14 protein-coding genes are annotated in these 18,435 nt (G+C 59.5%); 6 read left to right on the top strand and 8 right to left on the bottom strand.

Annotation, left to right across the window (positions count from 1 at the left end; genetic code table 11):
• Position 1: 1 nt before the first annotated feature.
• The 3 genes from OVY29_RS21140 to OVY29_RS21130 are packed head-to-tail and all read right to left on the bottom strand — an operon-like array spanning position 2 to position 2,048.
• Positions 2 to 508, bottom strand: coding sequence for a hypothetical protein (locus tag OVY29_RS21140; protein WP_313912163.1), 507 nt, complete (start codon positions 506 to 508; stop codon positions 2 to 4).
• A complete protein-coding gene (locus OVY29_RS21135) occupies positions 505 to 1,584 on the bottom strand; it encodes a hypothetical protein (RefSeq protein ID WP_313912162.1) in 1,080 nt (359 codons plus the stop codon). Before OVY29_RS21135 ends, OVY29_RS21140 begins: the two co-directional genes overlap by 4 nt.
• 38 nt (positions 1,585 to 1,622) lie before the next feature.
• Positions 1,623 to 2,048, bottom strand: a complete 426-nt coding sequence (locus OVY29_RS21130; protein ID WP_313912161.1) for a DUF1810 domain-containing protein — start codon at positions 2,046 to 2,048, stop codon at positions 1,623 to 1,625.
• Positions 2,049 to 2,263: 215 nt separating this feature from the next.
• Here OVY29_RS21130 and OVY29_RS21125 point away from each other — a divergent pair, with 215 nt between their 5' ends.
• From OVY29_RS21125 to OVY29_RS21105, 5 genes are all read left to right on the top strand, one after another.
• Positions 2,264 to 2,779, top strand: a complete 516-nt coding sequence (locus OVY29_RS21125) for a sigma-70 region 4 domain-containing protein (RefSeq protein ID WP_313912160.1) — start codon at positions 2,264 to 2,266, stop codon at positions 2,777 to 2,779.
• A gap of 216 nt (positions 2,780 to 2,995) precedes the next feature.
• Positions 2,996 to 3,646 carry a GntR family transcriptional regulator gene (locus tag OVY29_RS21120; protein ID WP_313912159.1) on the top strand — a complete coding sequence of 217 codons (651 nt, stop codon included), beginning with the start codon at positions 2,996 to 2,998 and terminating at the stop codon, positions 3,644 to 3,646.
• A gap of 168 nt (positions 3,647 to 3,814) precedes the next feature.
• Positions 3,815 to 3,943 carry a benenodin family lasso peptide gene (locus OVY29_RS21115; RefSeq protein WP_148309302.1) on the top strand — a complete coding sequence of 43 codons (129 nt, stop codon included), beginning with the start codon at positions 3,815 to 3,817 and terminating at the stop codon, positions 3,941 to 3,943.
• A 56-nt stretch (positions 3,944 to 3,999) separates the two neighbouring features.
• Positions 4,000 to 4,653 (top strand): lasso peptide biosynthesis B2 protein, encoded by a 654-nt coding sequence (locus OVY29_RS21110; protein WP_313912158.1) that lies wholly within the window; start codon positions 4,000 to 4,002, stop codon positions 4,651 to 4,653.
• Positions 4,653 to 6,398 carry an asparagine synthase-related protein gene (locus OVY29_RS21105; RefSeq protein ID WP_313912157.1) on the top strand — a complete coding sequence of 582 codons (1,746 nt, stop codon included), beginning with the start codon at positions 4,653 to 4,655 and terminating at the stop codon, positions 6,396 to 6,398. Before OVY29_RS21110 ends, OVY29_RS21105 begins: the two co-directional genes overlap by 1 nt.
• A 7-nt stretch (positions 6,399 to 6,405) precedes the next feature.
• On the opposite strand, the gene OVY29_RS21100 is transcribed toward OVY29_RS21105, so the two are convergent.
• The 5 genes from OVY29_RS21100 to OVY29_RS21080 form a co-directional block, all read right to left on the bottom strand.
• A complete protein-coding gene (locus tag OVY29_RS21100; protein ID WP_313912156.1) occupies positions 6,406 to 8,520 on the bottom strand; it encodes an Atxe2 family lasso peptide isopeptidase in 2,115 nt (704 codons plus the stop codon).
• Between the two features lies 1 nt (position 8,521).
• Entirely contained in the window at positions 8,522 to 11,116 is a 2,595-nt protein-coding gene (locus tag OVY29_RS21095) for a TonB-dependent receptor (protein ID WP_313912155.1), read from the bottom strand.
• A gap of 66 nt (positions 11,117 to 11,182) precedes the next feature.
• On the bottom strand, positions 11,183 to 12,256 hold the full coding sequence (locus OVY29_RS21090) for a FecR domain-containing protein (RefSeq protein WP_313912154.1): 1,074 nt from the start codon (positions 12,254 to 12,256) through the stop codon (positions 11,183 to 11,185).
• Positions 12,253 to 12,831, bottom strand: coding sequence for an RNA polymerase sigma factor (locus OVY29_RS21085; protein ID WP_313912153.1), 579 nt, complete (start codon positions 12,829 to 12,831; stop codon positions 12,253 to 12,255). Before OVY29_RS21085 ends, OVY29_RS21090 begins: the two co-directional genes overlap by 4 nt.
• Before the next feature lie 364 nt (positions 12,832 to 13,195).
• Entirely contained in the window at positions 13,196 to 14,008 is an 813-nt protein-coding gene (locus OVY29_RS21080) for a class I SAM-dependent methyltransferase (RefSeq protein ID WP_313912152.1), read from the bottom strand.
• Between the two features lie 241 nt (positions 14,009 to 14,249).
• Between OVY29_RS21080 and OVY29_RS21075 the strand changes: the two genes are divergently transcribed.
• Positions 14,250 to 18,320, top strand: a complete 4,071-nt coding sequence (locus OVY29_RS21075) for a tetratricopeptide repeat protein (RefSeq protein WP_313912151.1) — start codon at positions 14,250 to 14,252, stop codon at positions 18,318 to 18,320.
• Positions 18,321 to 18,435: the final 115 nt, after the last annotated feature.

Here is an 18,435-nt window from a genome sequence, read left to right as displayed (position 1 = left end):
CTCAGGATGATGATGAAAGCAGCTGCGCAAGGATCGCGCGGCGGGGCGCCAGCCTTTCGGCTAGACCGCGGCAGACGAGCGCTTGAAAGGAAATGCTGCTGGCCAAGAAATCGGAAGGAAGAGCACTTTCTCGGATGATGCGACCGATCTCGCCGAAGATACGCGGGTCGGATTGAGGATAATGCTGAAGCGCCGACAACTGGGCACGAGCGCCTTCTATGTCCTGACTATGGGAAACCAATCCGCCATTCCGGCCTCCTCCCGTCTCCGCGAACATCGCGCCCGCGTTCGCGAACGCCTCGATCTCGGCAGTCAGTCTTATCACTTCGCTGATAAGATGCGCCGAGCGCGCGTGCTCCTCGTTCTTTGCGCTCCGCCGAAGCTTGCGGGCGTTTCGTTCCTGGCCGAACGCGATCCACAGCGCCGCGACGACTGCGCAGAAACTCGCGATAGCCGAAGCCCAATCAGCGGCATTTCCCCAGTCGATCGCCAACGGGCAGAACATCATTTCTCTTCTTCCATAAAATCTTTCCACGAAAGCCCGAGGCTTTCTGGAAACAGCCCCTCTACAGGTGCCATGTCATAGCTGAAGCCTGTTCCGCTTCGCCGGAAGTTCGAAGCCTGAAGTCCGCTCCAGAGCAAGGCCATATCCTTGTCGCCGGTGCAGAGCTGCATCGGCTCTTCCGGAAACAGGCAGTGGCATCCGATGAAAAGTTCGATCGCGCGCAAATCGGCGAGCGCATTGTAGGCGTCAGCCTCGGTATACCCGTTTCGGAACTTGAGCAGCCGCTTGGCGGGGCTCTTACCGTTGGGCACCGCGACGGCGCTGAGAGCGGCCAGCACGACCAGCGACTGTCGCGGCACCGAATGGAGGTCGGCCGCCTCGATGATCTGTTTCCACCGCGCCTCGACGTCGCGCTGCGCTACCGGCGAAATCATCCGGGGCGCGATGTGGCGCAAAAAGCGCTGCTTGCAGTCCAGAGATGCCCTTGAATCTTCGATGAGTCCGAGTGCGCCCTTCAAACTGTCGGGGCCGATGGCGAGTTCCGCTTCGGGAAGAGCAGCGCGTAGCTTCATCTCGACCTCCGCGAGTTGCGCCGCCGCCTCGTCCGGCGTCGGAATGGTACGGCGATTGCCTTCGAGAACAAAAAGGAGCGGATTAATGCGGATGGGCTGATCCGCGAACAGGTCGATAAAATCGGGTTCCTGCTTGCCGCGCCGCTTGCCGTTTTCAAAGCGGCTGGTGATCTGGCTGACGACATTGCGGTCAACCAGCACCGTGGTCTTCTGATACATCACAGCAAAGGCCGATGGGAACCAGCCTCCCTTTACGAGGCCGATCGCCTTGGACGTGAACGGACTTTCAAGGGTCGCCGATGCGTTGACGGTTTCGCCGGGCGCACGTCCCTCGATCGTCGTATCGATCAGCGTGCCGCCGCGCCAAACGAGCGGAATCGTCACTGGTCTATGGATCTTCGCGCATTGCAGAGTCGCAAAATCCAGAGGTTGGACTTGGGCGTTGGCGAAGCTTAACGTTCTGGGGTCGCCGCCCTCCGGCCCCTCCAACTCAGTGAAGGTGAACATGGGATCGCCCGGCTGAGGTGTTCTGTGCTTTGCCCTCGTCATGCTTTACCGAGCAACTCCAACGTTCTCGTGTCTCGGACACCGCCAAACCAACGATCAAGAGCTGCGGCAAATAGCGGATGTGGATAGGCTAGCTCGAACAGGGTGAGCGATGAGCGAAGCTTCTTAGCGTCAACCTCTCCGAAGACTGCATCCGCATCGCTGGTGTTGAGGTCCTGCAGAGCCGTCACGCATTCCAGATAACGTGGCCCTAGAATCGGATGGTCCAGATAGGCCTGAGCTTCCTTCACCGAGTGAATCGCAAATTGCTGCGCTGTCGAGCTGCGGCCTAGCTTCGCAAGCTGAGGAAATATCCACCACATCCAATGGGTCCGCTTCGCACCCCGTCGTATTTCGGCGAGCGCAGGAGCATAGGCGAGCCCCTGAACCTCCACAAAGCGATCGAGCGAAAATTCGTCAGTCATGTAGTCCCCACCGCACCCTGCCTGCATCACCGGATGAGACAGGCCCCCAAGGATTTCAGCGTCCATATGGACGCGAAGGAGGGGAGAGGGAAGCGAAAGACCGGGTCAGTGGAATGTCGAGTGAGTTCGAGCCCGGCGTTCCGTGACCGCGCGTCATATCCCAGGCTGACCCGCACAGCTTTGCGAACGGTCGGTCGATCCGAAGGGCACATATCATGATCACCCGGCAAATAACGGAGCTTCTCCAGCAACTCCTCCATTCTCTGCAAGACGGCAAACTCGTCGGGATGGGATTCCAGCGCCGGGCTCGAAAGCGAGAACTCGCCGCACGCGTGGCAGAGGAACTGAAGCGTCTGACGGCACCCGCACATCCAGCAATACGGGAAGCTCGCGAACGATGGGCGACGACATCGTTCCTCCGAATTGATCAGGATGAGCGGGTAATCGAGGTCAACCCGGACGGAACAAGCTGGGTTCGCGCCTGGGTGAAGATTTCGACTGTCTTTCCCGCCCGAGCAGATACGCCGGGTCGTCGAAGCTTCGAAGCTGCCGTAGCTGACATGCCGGAGGAGATGCGCCAGATATTTCTCGCCCACGCGCTGGACGGGCTTCCATATGAAGCAATCGCCGAGCAACTGCATGTAGATGTTGCGCAAGTGCAATTGCAGATAGGACTTGCGCTGGCCCGACTGGACGAGGCGGTCGCGCAAGCCCGGGAAATGCCCGAATAGAAATTGGTTGGAGAGTGCAGTTCAACGGAGGGAATTGCTCCAGAATTGAGGACTGTTTCTTTTGACCTCGCGGCTTCCGCTGATTTATTCGGAGAAGAGCGGTCAACATACCATGAGAAGAATCGCGAAACTGAATAGGATGCCTGTCCAACCCGCCTCCTTTCGCGATCGCATCGGGTTTTCAAGCGATCGTCACGGCAAGATTGCGTTTCCGCGATGATGCTTTCCAGCCCCGCCACAGCGTCTCGCGTATACGCGCTCCTGAAGGACGATATCCTTCGTGGCCGCTTCGCGCCGCGCACCACGCTGATCGAGCGATCGCTGGCCGATGACTATGGTACGAGCGTAACGCCGATCCGGAATGCCGCTTCCCGGCTTGTTGGCGAGCGCCTGCTCTCACTGCATGCCGGGGGCGGCTACGAAATACCAAATGTCGGTGTGGCCGAGCTGCGGGACCTGTACTTTTGGCATGGCCAACTCGTTCGCAGCGCCCTGAATCCCAAACGCATCGTTGCGAAACCAGCCATGCAGTTGATCATCGATCCTCTTCCGGAGCCGACAACGTCGGCCAGCATTGCGGCTGCTACGGCTCGCCTGTTTTCAGCAATTGCGGCAGTATCTTCAAGTAGCGAACTTGCGTGCGCGGTCGCGTCTGCTGGTGAACGACTCAGTGTAGCGAGGTTGAGGGAGCCCGCGGTTCTCAACGGCGTGGCCGACGAGCTTAGGGCGGTGCAGGCCTTGACCGTAGAAGGTCGATGGCCAGACCTCGTCCGGTCGATTTGGGCTTACCATCGCAGGCGTCTGCGACGCGCAACTGAAATTGCCGCGGCCGTCGGGAGTCCTCACCACGACGATCTTTCGTATTGATTCCACAATAATAATGAAGCTGCGCCTGCGAGCAGTTCGACGTTACCCGGCGGCCCCCCGAAAGCGCTTCCATATCTGGGGTCTTATCGCGTCGCTGATCAGGAAGAGCCTCACTAACATTCGTAATGCTGCGTTCCGCAGCGATCGAAAGCGAATGGAGAGAATCTCATGAACCACGAACAGAATGACGATCTCATCGATCTCGGCGCCGTCACCGAGGAAACCAAAGGTGTCGGCGAGATTCTGACCGATGGCGTCGGCGGACAGCTTCCCCGCGCCGGTCTTTCGGACGACTAAGCCGTTGGGCGCGTGAATCTCACTCAGGTTCGCGCGCCTACAGGCGATCCTGATTTATGAATTACGCACTTCGCGATGGGCTCAGCTTCTGTTCCGCAGAAAGCCGTACAATCATTCTCGATCTTCACTCGGGGCGGTACATTGCGCTCGCCGACTGCAATCACGACGCATTTCATCGCTGGGTCACCGAGCAGGATCCGTCCGAGGCCGATAGCCATCAGCTGAGGAAACTGGCGCAGCGCGGGATTCTCGCGGTGGTCGAAAACACGGCCGTACCAAAACCGGTAACGACAATATTGCCGACGTCGACGCACGACGGTGGCGCCACCATATCGCCTATCGAGACCATCCGAGCATTGATGGCGCGGCTTCTCTGGAAGAGGCGACTAAGGCGTTGGCCTCTTCAGCGCATCGTCGCTAGGCTCAAGAAGAACGCGATTGAGACTGAGCAACCGCGCACCGAAGCGTCGCTCGCGACCATCCTGCGGGCGTTCGAGTTTACTGACCTACTGGTAGGAAGCCATGATCGATGTCTGGAGCGCTCCTTGGCGCTCGTCGCCACATGTCGCAATCGTGGACTACAGGCCGAGATCGTCGTGGGCGTGCAGACAGATCCGTTTGCAGCGCATTGCTGGGTGCAGCGCGGAGCCACAGTCCTCAATGAAAAGCCTGATAGAGTCCGGATGTTTATGCCCATTCTGGTGGCATAGTGCGCCTTTCTTACCTCCTTCTTGTATGCGTCGGAAATCATCCGTCGGATCACGACGTCAACGAATTTTGCTCGCGTTCCGATCTTGCACTGCGACACCAGGAAGGGAACGTCCTTCTTTTCACGAACGATCCTGACGACATCATCACCGTCGCAAACGGCCGTGGATTTGTCATCGGCAAGCTGTTTCGCGCTCGCGGGCCCGGACAACAGCTGAAAGCCTTGTCCTATGACGATGAATTGGCGGTGATGGAGAGCGGAGGATGCCGCCTCGTCAACGAGTTTTGGGGCAACTTCGTCGCCATCGCTATCAACCGGAATGCCATCAACGTTGTGCGCGAACCCTCTGGGGGACTCCCTTGCTACTGGAGCCAGACCGGCTGCGTCATTGCATTTTCGTCCGACGCGGAAATTCTAGTTGATTGGGGCGTCGTTGGCCGCTCGGTCGACTGGAAATCTGTCAGTCGTTTCCTCTATCATCACCAGCTTCCTTCAGAGCATACAGCGGTTGAAGGAATAATGCAGCTGCTCCCAGGAAGCGCACTCTCGATCGTCGGGTCGAAAGTGGTGGCAACGCCGCTGTGGAATCCTTGGAACCATATAGAGCCGAACGGCGCATCCGGACCGAGTTCCGATCGCCTTTTAGGCGTGCTCGGATCTACGTTTTCCGCTTGGCGGTCATCCTTTAGTCGGCCGTTGGTGGGGCTGTCAGGTGGATTGGACTCGTCAATAGTCGCTGCATGTCTCGCGGGCGCGGGCTCCGATTTTGTTTGCACGACCTTGACGACCGCTGACACGACCGGAAACGAGACGGAGTATGCTCGTGCGGTTAGTGCTGCCCTTGGGGCTGAGCTCATTGAGATGCCCTATATTGACCGGCTCATCGACTTGGACAGGTCTGTTGCCGAAGGGATCCCATTCCCATGCGGCAAATCACATGAACAAGCCTACAATCATGCAATCCGTGAGGCCGCGTCTACACAAAATGCCGATGCCTTCTTTGTCGGAGCCGGCGGCGACAATGTGTTCTACCTTACGCATTCCGCGCGACCGTTAGCGGACCGATTCCGTAAAGAAGGGTTGTCGCCCGGCGTTATGAACACGCTGCGCGATATATGCCAGATCACGGGAGCCGGCGTCGGTGAGGCATTGATCGAGACCGTCCGGCTTTTGTTTTCGCGTTCCAAGAAAATGCGCTGGAGCGCCGTATCTGATTATTTGCACCCGGATGTTATCGCAGACGAGCGAGGCCGGGCGGTCGAGCACCCCTGGCTAAGTCCACCACGGGACGCCCCGCTCGCAAAGCTCGGTCACGTTGCGATGATTCTTCAGGCGATGAACCACGTCGAGCATCGGGATAAGCAGCTCGCGATGCCAATGATCTCACCTCTCCTGTCTCAGCCGGTCGTTGAGCTGTGCCTAAGTATTCCGTCGTGGGAATCCTGTGAGGGCGGCGTCGATCGTTCGGTCGCTCGCCGTGCGTTTGCATCCGTGCTGCCGCGCGAGGTAATCGAAAGGGCGGGCAAGGGAAGCCCCGATGGCTTCATTGCGCAGTTCATCGATCGGCATCGATCGCAAATAATCGATCGACTATGCGAGGGGCGCCTGGCAGGGCACGGGATAATCGATCGCTCTGCAATCGAGCCGCTCCGTCGATCGAGCGGCGGGAATGGGCTGAATGACTGCCCGCGGATCATGGCCCTTCTGGATGCAGAGGCCTGGTCCGCACATTGGTCACGTGCATAATCGCAATCTACTTTGGGATCGGCCTCTTCCACGATGCCTTCATTTCCGACCACCGCTCGGCTTCTGCTTTCCGAGCTGGATCGCTCGGCACCAAGCCCTTTAGCCAGAAATCAAACCAATCGATATTGCGCCTATAGACAGCCAACCGGTGCGCGGGTTGCCATTTGACGTGATCCTCGCCAGGAAAAATGTAGAGATCGCTGGGAATCCCGGCTTGAACTAATGCCGTGTGGCTACCGACCATAGCTAGATATTCATTGTCCGCAGCCTGAAAAAGAAACGGAAATCTCACGCGTCGGGGGTCATGGATGATGGAGATCTTTGACCAGAACTCAGGGTTCGCGTCCGCAAGACGAGGCCACCCGCTTTCGTGATAGTTCTGCGCGATCATTGGCCCTAAGATCGCGTCTTGGAAGGGCTCCCATCCACAGCCCGAGACTGAACCAGCTGAGAAAAGCTGGCTATTTGCCGCGGCGAACTGAACTGTGGTGCATCCATCACTCAGTCCGGAGATTCCGATACGCTGCGGATCAACGAGACCCTTGTCGATCAGTCCACGGGTAGCGATTTCGATCGCCGATAAAATGCTCCGCCTACCTCTGAAATTGTTGTTAAAGGCCGCTACAAGTTGCTCGATTGATTGTTTTCTCCCGACGATATCTTCATACGTCAGATTGTCGACGCTGAGGATGAAGTAGCCTCTTCCAGCAAGCGCTTGGATCGGCACTTCGTCCCCGATACCCCCGCGAAGAAATCCCTTGGTCCGATATTGAACGATAACCATCGGGTAGCGGCTGCCAGGCTCGTATCCGACGGGATAAACCAGATCCCCATAAAAGGGCACATTCTCAGCGTTGAGCCAATTCAAGCGCTCTACACGCCCGAGCGAAAAGTTCGAAAACTCCGGGTTCGGATCAAAGATCTCTTTGATTTGGCCGGTAGCGAGCTGAAGTCTCACGAAATGGCGCGGTCGTTGCGACCGCTCCAGCAGGCAGAGTAGGTCATCTGCGATCGGCTGACATTCGATCAACGCGTCGCTGGTGAGGAGAACGCGTTTTGGTTCACCTCGACCCGGAATCCATTCGTAAATGGCAGTGAGGCTGTTGGCCCAACCTTCGCGGCGCGTGAATCTAATCCTGGTTCCATCGTCATTCCACCAGACTGAAGTGGACCAATCGACTTCGCAGGCCGTGAAATGGCACTGTTCTGGCTTTTCGTTGCGTTTGGCCGTCAAGCGATAGAGGGGAGGGAAGAGTGGAGTGTCGATGGTTTCCGCCCATGCTTCCGAGCCGCCAGCAGCTCTCGAATACGCCGTCGCGTTTCCCGGAAGACCTCGAGCTACGTCAAACAGACTGACCTCATCGGCACGCGCCTCTCGTTCCCGCCCCTCTTCAAGATCTACACTCGCCAAGAAGCGATCCGCGTCGGGCGTCTGAGGCCTCGCGCCACGCACCGGAAACGCCCGCGCATCGAACCGCCAGCCCCTCAATCCTTCCCGATCAATCTCAGCTGATTTTTCGGGCAATTTTGGGCGGGACGAATAAACAACCGTTCGTCCGTCCTCAGTAATCCGGAAGTCATCAACATTCACGAGAGAATTCGTGACCTGACTGGCAGCCCCCGTGCCGACATCGACACGCCACACCTGAGTCAAACCATGCTCGCGTTTCAGATATGCGATCCAGCGCCCCGCCGGTTCCCAACGGGGCGTAACTGGCGCGGCAGTTCCAATCGGAAACTTCGCCCAACCATATCTGGGCGGTTCGTCACGGATGAGTTCGCGGCTAAAATCGAGGATCCGAACATTTGCCGGCCTCTCGAGCGAAAGAATAGCCAGTCCGGCACAGTACACATTTTCGCTTGGAAATCCTCGATGGAGGAAAAACGCCACCCATTTTCCGTCAGGCGATATGGTGAACAGCTTTCGGCGGCGGTCTGGCAACGTCGCCGGCCCAATATCACGTAGCTGCGCAAGCAGCTCGGGCGTGACGAGACCGCTACGAATCTCCTTCTGTGCTGGTGGCGCCAATCTCGGGCAGACATCGGCGGCGAGCGCGGAATGTGGGAGGACGCCCGCTGCCCCGGCCACCAATGTCGCGGCGAAGCGCTTTGGGAACGACACGTCACCAAGCCTTCGACAACGTCAGGCTTATTACCCTCCCAAATGGCGAATGATTGATCGAGTCATATCGGAATGCCGCCGGATCGACCGTTCGAATGAGGCTGGGCTTCTCATTGAACAAATTTTGAATAGCGATGGTCAAATTCGTGCCCGACAGTGGGCCGCTCGCCCTCGCGCTTCGGAGCGTCGCGACAGTGTCGAAAGTCACAAAGGATTGCACTCTCGCACTCGGCTGGAATCGATTGTCTTTGGTGCCGCCAACAAATGATCCGGACGCACTCAGAACGAAATTGGCCTCCTCCCAGCTCGCGCTCATTCTTCCGCGCCAGTGTGGCGGCTGAAATATCAAGCCCGCTTGCGGCATGGACGGAAGTTCGGTCGTTATCCGCCGAGAGCTATCGAGGTAGCTCAGCGCTCCCTTGAATGACAACGTCCTGTCGTCTCCAAGATCATGGAGAAAACTCACCGATCCGTCGAAACCTTCGGCCGATTGCAGAGATATATTCTGGAGCTGATCGTTGACGATCGCTGCGACCGCGCCGGGATCGAAGGGGGCGCCTGTAAAATTTGCGAATGTGCCGGTAAGGCCGTCGACGATCGAGAGCACGTCTGTCGCCGATGGATTGAGCGCTACAAAGTCGCCAAATACCTGGCGCAATGCACTTGTCACCGGAGAAATCGGCTCCGCGACGCGATTTTCATATCGAATTCTGAAGTATCCCAAGTCGATCCTCAGCCCGGGGAGGCCCGCGGGCTCGATTGACGATGACAGACTTAATGTGGTCGCACGTTCTGGCTGAAGGTTCCTATTGCCGCCAAATACCAAGAGCACGGGATTGGCGTTTGCGGGCGCGGGGTTGAAAATGAACCCCGGCACCAACTGTGCATTCGTCGTTTGGCCCGTCTGGAAGAGCGTCGGAACCTTGAACGATCTGCCCCAATTTGCTTTGAGTTCAAACCCGTTGATGGGCGCGTAAATCAGCCCCAGCTTCGGCGTCGTAACACGGTCGATTCCCCTATGATCCTCGATGCGGATTGCGCCATTCACCTGCAGCTTGCTTGCGAAGGCGACCGCATTTGTCTCTGAAATCAGCGGCAACGACACTTCGCCGTAACCAAACAAGACTTCGCGCGATTCACGAAAAACATCGATCGGCGCCTCAACGCCACCAACAATTCGGCGAGAATCGACGCGAAGACGATTGGAGCGATAACCCGCCCCGATGGCCAATCTTGCGTCGCCGCCGGGCAAACCAAAAATTGGCCCCTCTGCGCCAGCTTCGCCCGACCTCAAGCTATTATCATAATTGGGCAAAGCGCGCATTGTCTCGACGCCGCCGGCATATGTGAGATTCGAGATCGTGTTGTTGCTCTGGCTGTAAGTTCCTAGGATATTCAGATTCCAACCCGAGGGCAGTGAAAAGCGGAATGCCGGGGACACAGACCAACTGTCGACGCCCGAGGCGACAACACTCCCTTGCCGGTAGCAGCTTATCGAAACGGCGGCGCTGGTCGGCGAAATACAGCGCGCCGTCGTGCGATGCGTAAAGTGGCCGTCAATCTCGAAGACACTTCTATCGGAGATTTCCTGCCTGCCTGCGAGGACGATGCTCAATTGCTTTTGACCGGGCAAGACAGTGGAGTCGGGAAGAAGGTTGCTGGTATAGGATCGCTGTCGTCCTTTGATTTCGCCAGTTCGGGAGAAGTCGCCGGCGAGCATAACGCTACCACCGTTCCACGAAGGACCTCCTACAGCGCTATATTGCTGCGCAAAGGCTCCACCCTCTGTCGCGGCGCCGATCCGCGCGGAAGTGAACAACCGGTCAAAGCTGCGCCTGAGAATAATATTGGCGACGCCGGCTACAGCGTCCGAGCCATAGAGTGCCGATGCGCCGTCGGTTATCACATCAACGCGCTCAATCGCCGCTAGCGGTATTGCCGAGATATCGATGCCTTGACTGATGGCATCGAATGCGACGCGATGACCGTTCAAAAGCGTCAGCGACGCATCTGGGCCCAGACCTCGCAGATTGAGAGTCGAAGAACCGGAGACGTTCGAAAAACTGCCTTGGCCCGTCGGCGCGATCGTGGGATTCTGACCGCCCGAGAAGTTCTGCGGGAGATCGCGGATCACTTGACCGAGGTCGGTTTGACCCGCCCGCTCCGCATCTCGTCGAGAGATGCTCGTGATGGGGGACGTCGCAGGGCCCCCGCGAATGCGCGATCCGGTAACGATAATCTCGCTTTGACGGCTGCTATCGTTCACCGCCGCTTGCGACGCGGGAAATCGCTCACGGATAATGATCGCCCCTCGCCGTTCGAGGATGACGAGGTTCGTCCCTTGGATCAGAGCTTCTACAGCCTCGCGGGGCGTGTATTGCCCTTTCAGGGCTGGCGCTCGCTTTCCGTCTACGATCTCCGTCTCGAAGAATATCTCGCTGTTCGACGTTCGCCCGACCGCGCGCAATGCAGAACCCAAATCCTGGGCTTCGAGTTGATAACCGCGGCGCTGCTCAGACTGCGCGGCCGCGGGTGTGCAAACCAGCGCCGCACTGATCGCAATCGCGGACGTAAAGATTTGGCCCCTTACTGACATGAATTTCGCCTCCCTGTCCCCGGCGAGCGCGCCGGTGTTGGGGAGGCGACGAGTCGGTCTCTCGAATTATGAGGGCGGCGTGCAGTTTTCCTTCCGCGGTGATGGACACGTCTTGACGAGAAGCAGCTGATTGTTTCCGCGAATGAGAGCCAAGCGAAGCATATCGGCGAGATTCTCGGCCAGCCGCTCGGCATCTCGAATGCGGTACGTGCCTGAAACTTTTCTGTCGCTGACGTCTGCGGCCGCCACCAAAATAGGCCCGGTCGCGTAGCGGTTCGCTTCCCCGACGACATCGCCGAGCCGCACGCCGTCATACTCCCTGACCCCTTCGGGCCAACGCCGATCGGTAACGGGCGCATTGGTCACCTGAATCGGGGCCGCCGCTTTCTCGGCCCGGAAAATCAGCTGCTGACCAGGGGCAAGCCGGACTGGCGTTTCAGCCGCAGACAGATCTCTTCGAACTCGGACGTCGACCGAGCCTTCGAAGGGTTGGACCGTGACCCGCTCGTCGCGAGCCAGGCCAACGTCGAAGCTTGTTCCCAGCGCGGTTATGGTCCCATTTCCCGCTGCCACGACGAACGGCCGATTGTCCTTCTCTACATTGAACCGGGCACGGCCGCGTACTAACCGAACATCACGCAGGTCCCGGTCAAATTTGGTCAGCACAAGGCTATCGGTATCGAGCGTCACGCGCGATCCGTCTGGCAACTGCACTTCCCGGATTTCACCGAGCTTGCTCTGCAGCTGGCTCGAGTTTCCACCGGCGGTGCCCCTATTGGCGATCTTGGGGCCATCCTGCTTGAGCGTGCCGGGCGAAACCACGCCGAGATAGAGCGCCACCACCGCGCCGACGAGGCCCAGTGCAAGCCCGGCCATTTTCAGTTTTCCGGGCTTCTGACTGGCAGGGCTCGGCGCGGGAGTGCCAGCGTCGTCCGGCACATCCTCCTTCAGCCCTTTGCCGATACTGAAGGTCTCCGCGATTTTGTTATAGGCTGTGCGATGCAGTGCACCTCGTGCGAGCCATGCTTCGAACTCGTCGCGGCGAGCATCGGCATCGGGACCGCGCATGATCGCAAACCATTCAGCGGCCTCGTCCCTCAGATTACCGGGCCGCTTTGGCGTATCACTATCTTCGTTCATTCCCGCTCCAGGGCCGCGTCAATGTGGGCGAGAGCGCGTGCGACATGATATTGCACCGTGGGAATCGAAATCCCGAGCTTTTCCCCAATCTCTCTGTAGGCAAGCTCTTCAACCCGGTGAAGCAGAAATACTTCTCGCGTGCGATCGGGCAGTTCGGCCAGGGCGCGGCGATAAGCGCGCATCACGTCCTCGGCTTCGATGCCGTGATGCTGATCGGGCGAGACAGCCGGTTCGCATCCTTCGCCGATCGGCACATGAAACGAAGCCAGTCGCACCTCCGCGCGCTTGCCGCGGTCGTAAAGCAAATTGCGGGCGATGCGTTGCAGGTAGGCACCGGGTGTCGGCATCGCTCGTTGCGCCAACGATCCCACGAGACGAACGAACGACTCCTGGACGAAATCGCCTGGATCGTCGCCGTCGCGAAGCCGCGCCCGGAAATATCGGGCGAGGCGAGGGGCTTCCTTCCGGAACAGGGACTCAATGTCTTCCTCGATCGCGGACTTGCCTTCGGCGACGGACGAGTCTTCTGCATTCAGCCGACCCGTCGGGCTGCGGAAATCGCGGTTCGGTGGCATGAATGCACTTGGCCTCTCGGGCCGACAGATGTCGGGCGCCCGGGACAGCCGGTGCCAAACTGATGCAAGGTGCGTCGCCTCGATAGTTTCGACCGCGACCGCTCGACGCGAACAACGAGCGTAATGATACCCGGCAGGATAATCCTATGGGGCAATTGCCGGCTCTCTCCGCCCCACATGAGCATCCTTAGTCTATCAGGGCAATGCTTCAAGGCCTTGGTTGATCGCGACCAGAACTTGCTGCCGGTATCGGGCCAAACCGCACGAGACGTGGTAGGTCCATTCGTTCAAGCCGAAGTTTTGCCACCACGGTCGCAAGGGCGGAGACCACGCCCGTATTTGCAATCGAAATGTCAGCCGGTCCTCAGCCTCCCCGCCTGATCAAAATCGAGATGGCGTAGTTTGGCATCGCGCTTACCCCGCTGTTGGAGGAACGAACAACAATACCATCCGCTGGCTCATCATATGGGATTGATCCGATCGATTCGACGCGGAACGGCTTGTCTTTCAGCCAGTCGGAATAGTCGAGGCGTATGGCATGAACAACATGATCGATATCGATCGCGCCGGCGCGGGCCACGATATGAAGGACGCCACCAGCCCGCAGGCGCTCGCCGGCTATGGAGAGCGCCCTGTCCTCGACCAGTGTGCGGTGATCCGCGTCGCTCTTTATCTCGAAGTGCCGTACGATCTCTGTCGCGCTCCGTGCCTTGTGGACGCCGCTGAACCACAGCGTCACCGCATCCAGCGGTCCCACCGCGTCGAATAACCGCTCAAGCTCGAGATCCTGAATGATGACGTCCGACTGAACGAGCGCAATGTCACCCGCTCCGATCGGTACGGCACCGTGATAGGTGGATACGTATCGACCACTTGGCAGGACTTCGTCGCGCCCTCGCCGAATGTTCGACCGCGGCACGTCGACCGCCAGAAGGCAAGCCGCAGCCTCCAGGCAGTCAGAATTTTCGTCCACGCCGATGAGGTGCGATGCCTCCGGGAAGGTCCTGCGAAGGGCAGCGAGGCCGTGCCCCCGGCCACAACCGATATCGAGCAATGTTCGCACGTCGCTCGCTTGGGCTAAATGCTCGGCGAGCAAGTCGTACAGCCCTTGCGCTTGGTAGGCAGACGCATTGCCGGCCCATTCTTCGGCGTAGATAGTTCGGGCGATCGCGAGCATTTCACCTTTGGGCGCCTCAACGATGCGCTGGTGACAATCTCCGTAGCGCTTGCCGTTCCCGCATGCGCAAGGGTCGTTGGGATCGAGCTGTTGGACTGGCTTCATAGCGCAAGGATAAATTCGGGCACAATTCGCGGCAACCTTGGTTTTTCTTCGGCGCGCAAATAAAGCAGGCGACAGTTGACACCGACTTCCGCCCAAACGACTTCGCTCGTCCACACATTCGTCTGAGTTGCCATCGATGACCGCCTCTGTCCCTGCTCCCCTCAAAGGTTCCGCCGAGCGTCAGGCCGTCGACTCGCTGCGCGGCTATTCCTACCAGATACTGCGCAGCATCGAAGCGTGGATTGACCTTCAAGACGGCGCGATCCTTGTCTTGGAAGGCGCAGAGGATTTCGACCTTATCGAGGAGACCGGCGCTGCCACGGTCGAGCAGGTTAAGGACACCGCGGGCTCCGGCAACGTCACGTTGCGGTCGGGAAACGTTCTCGAAGCTATCGCAAATTTCTGGGACCATCTCGGACGAAACCAAGGCGTCGCGATCCAGTTCAGGTTTCTCACGACTTCCGGAATAGGCCGCGAGAAGAACCAGCCATTCGGGTTCGATATTCCCGGGCTAGAAGCGTGGCAACGCATCCAGTTGGCTCCAACCGACTCCAAATCACTTGAGATGGCGACGGGAATAAAAGCCTTCCTCATGAGCAATGAAACGCTCAGCGAACCTTTCAGGCTCTGGCTCACCAACGCGTCGACGGAAGACTTCATCACTCGTATCGTCCTTCCAATGCAGTGGGTCGCCGGCTGGCCCACATCGACAGACCTCTATGATATTATCACCGCCAAGCTCGTCGAGTTGGGCGAGGTGCGCGGCGTCGCTTCCGCCGATGCAGTCAAGGCGCTCGACGCGCTGCACACCGAGGCGTGGCGCGTCGCAACCACCAAGGGCGGCCGCATGCTCAGGCGCGGCGATCTCCTCAGGATATTCGACCAGGCGGGCACGACCGCTGTTCCGAACAGCCAGCTGCTGGCGCTCCTTGGCGTTATAACCGGCGCTCGAGCCGGCACCACTGCCGTGGCGGTGGCGCCCGAGGCCTTCTCGCCGCCACCGAGAGCAATAGCTGGAAGACACTCACGTCCCGAGCTCGAGGGCTCCATTCTTGAAGCGCTCGATACGGGAACCGTCCTCATTCATGGCGGTACCGGCATGGGCAAGACCGCCCTCGCGCTCGCGGTAATCGGGAGGCCTGAGCAGTGCGCATGGCTGGACCTGCGCGATACACCGCCAACCACGGCAACCTCGCGTATCGATGCTCTCGCCGTCCGGCTCACCGAGACAGGCCGCGCGTATGACGTCGTTTTGGATGACCTGCCAGCCGACGGCGACGCCCGCTCGCTTGAAGGCGCACTCGGCCGGCTGCGTGCTGTTCAGGACCGTCTCGCTGGCAAGCTGCTGGTGACATTCTCCGACCGCCTGCCAACCCGACTAGCGACTCAGCTCACACTTGGTCCTGATCATATTTTCTCGGCTCCCGCGTTCGGGGAAGAAGATATAGGCGGCTATCTGGCCGCCTGCGGCTGTCCGACCGCTCACATCCAGACGTGGGCGAAGCTCATCCACGCCTCCACGAGCGGACATCCTCAGCTTGTTGACGCCCGCGTCTCGGCCCTCACCGATGAAGGGTTTCCAAAGCCTGATATATCTGAACTGCTGGTTGTATCGGAGGGGATACTCGATGTGCGATCCGAAGCACGTCGGCTCGTGGCCGCACGGCCGCCAGAGGACCGCGAACTTCTTGCCCGGACCAGCCTTCTTCTCGGCAGGGCGTCGCGGGACAGGCTGATAGGGATCGCGCAGATCCGGCCATCCATCCTTGAACCTGGAGATGTTATCGACCGGCTTACCGGGCCTTGGCTCGAGCGCGTGGAGAGCGACAACCTCCGGGCATCACCCTTGCTCCGCAATCTGGGCGTCGACACGCGCGGACACGAGTGGGCCACCGGCATGCACCGGGAAATCGCGAACTCCTTTCTGGGGCGTGGCACGTTGCTCGCCACTGACATTTTCGAGATCGCGACCCATGCGATGCTGGGTCGAAGTGCCGCCCCCCTGATCCCCATCTTGCCGGGCCTCCTCCAGGCGTCACCCGAAGTATGGGAGCAGGTCGCTCAGACTGCATCGATGCTGATCTACATGGGTCTTGATGGGACCACGCTGCCTTTTTCCGACCCGGTCGACACAGCTGCGTTCCGCATCCTGCAGGTTCGGATTGCAATCGAGATGGGCGATCACGCCCGCGCATCTGACATCGTGGCGCAGGCTCTCGAAGAATTTGACGCTGCGGACAAGTCCGCCGTCCCGGGGCCGGGGCTCTTCGAGGTCGTATTCCTTTGGCAGGTCCTGCAGCGGCCGGGAAATGCTTCGCTCGAGGAGCTCCTTCGTCTCTCCCTCAGGCTTGTGAAGGCCGGTGCACGGACGGCGGAGGTTCTCCGCAAGGCGGTGCCGCCAGCCGACCTGCCAGCCGACCTGGATGCCGACGACCTGCATTTCCCCGATCTCTCGGCCTTCGTGCCCATGACGCTCGCTCCTGCGATCTCCGATGTCGAAGACTTCGCCAAGCTGCTGGATTTGATGGAAGGGCTGGACGAGGCCGACCGTGTCACCGCGCTCGGTGGCTACGCCGCCGATAGTGAGGCCGCCGCTCTTGCCCTCGATCGGATATGGCTCGGCGAAGCGTCGCGTCCCGATCCTCGCTGGCCGGAACTCGAACGCGAACTCAAGCGCGCGATAGCCCTCGCCGATGAGCTGTCGATCACGCAGCTCGGTGCGGCAGCCGCACCGCTCCTGATCCGCGTGATCGACGAAAACCTCAAGCAGCCCGAGGCGGCCCTGGCGCTTGCCGATGCTATGATTACCGATTTCGCTCGACCCGCACGGGTGCTGACAGCCAAGGCGAAGGTCTTGTGGCGAAGAGGGGAAGCCGCCGAGGCTCTGCCACTCTATGAGGAAGCGCTTCCGACCTTCCCGCTGGGCCTCACCTGGAAGACCGACGCACTGCGCGAAGCCGCAATGGCCGCCAGCAAGGTGAAGGACTGGCCGCTCGCCGCTCGCCGTCTCACCGAAGCCGTCGCAAGCCTCTCCGAAGACGAACCACTCGTACGGCACGTCGGATTTCGGTTCGATCTGGCGATCGCATTGCATCTCTCGTCCAGAACGAGAGAGGCCGTCAACCGACTGGGCGAGGCGATCGACCTGCTTGTCGACGATGGTCAGGAAACACCGCCCGAGCCGTTGCTCTCCGTCCGGCAGATCGGCTCCCAGGCGATTAAATCCATCGGTTTTTCGCTCGGGTTGAAAGGGTTGGTTGGGGACCCCCAGATGCCGCTGGAGAGGCTTTTCGGCTCGACGAGCAGCCTTGAAGAGCTGATTTGGGGAGATCAGCAGCCGGCGCCGCTTGACGTCGTGGCCTTGGTCATGGCCGATCTCGACGTCCAGCTTCCCGAATATCCGCAAATCGCCGAGAGGCTGGCGCGAAGGCTTCGTGAATCGCCTGATCTCCTTGCCCAGAGCACACAGGGTGATCTTTTGACGAAGCTCGCCGTCCGCACACTCGATGTCACTAGCGGGGCTGATGATGCGATCCGCGAAGTTCGCGCTCTGGGTTTTGCGATTGCTGAGAGGGATGCAGGCCGTGACACGGCGGGTCAGAGATTCTCGTCGGCTTCAATCGTAGTCGAGCCGCGGTGGCAGGAGCTCGTCAAGTACCGGCTCCTCGCCCGCATCGTTGCGATGATCGCGGCGGGACGGGCGAGCGCCATCCCGATCGATATCTGGCGAGCCGCCGTCGAAACGGAAGAACTGAGCGACGTCCTCGCAATGGTCGACGACCTTGGACGGATGATCGACGGATCTGAGGATGCTTCAAGCCGCATTATGGGCGGCAACATTGACTGGAACGGCCATCTGCTGGCAGTCTTGATGGCACCCGTCCAACGCCCGATCAGCCCGGATCAACAGTTGGTCTGTCATGCCGTGGCCGCGCGGTATCTCAGTCAGGCAAAACTAGGAGAGTTTTGCGCCGAGCCGTTCTCGACCTTGGTAACCGACGCATGGCTGGACCGGTGCGACAGCCCGGCCCAGCTTGTGACGCCGCGCTTGACGGTTCCCGCAATCCAACGCGCAGTCACCAGTACAGCTACAGGTTGGCCGCGTGTCGTAGCAGTGCTGCAGGAAGCCAAGCATGCTGTATCGGCTTCGGCAGCATCGTCCGTGAACGAAACGCTCCACGAACTCCGGAAGGCCGTGGCCGCTTGAGGCTGTTGGCGACGGGAAGTCGGAAACGGCATCAGATCGCGGGTTTCCTGTCTTCTATCGTGATGCAAATCGGGACGATCTCATCGGTCATATAGCGTCGGGATCCTTAGCTGAA

Source organism: Sphingopyxis sp. SE2 (assembly GCF_032227185.1).
In the GTDB taxonomy this organism is placed as follows: Bacteria; Pseudomonadota; Alphaproteobacteria; order Sphingomonadales; family Sphingomonadaceae; genus Sphingopyxis.
This window is presented reverse-complemented; position numbering and strand designations above follow the sequence as displayed.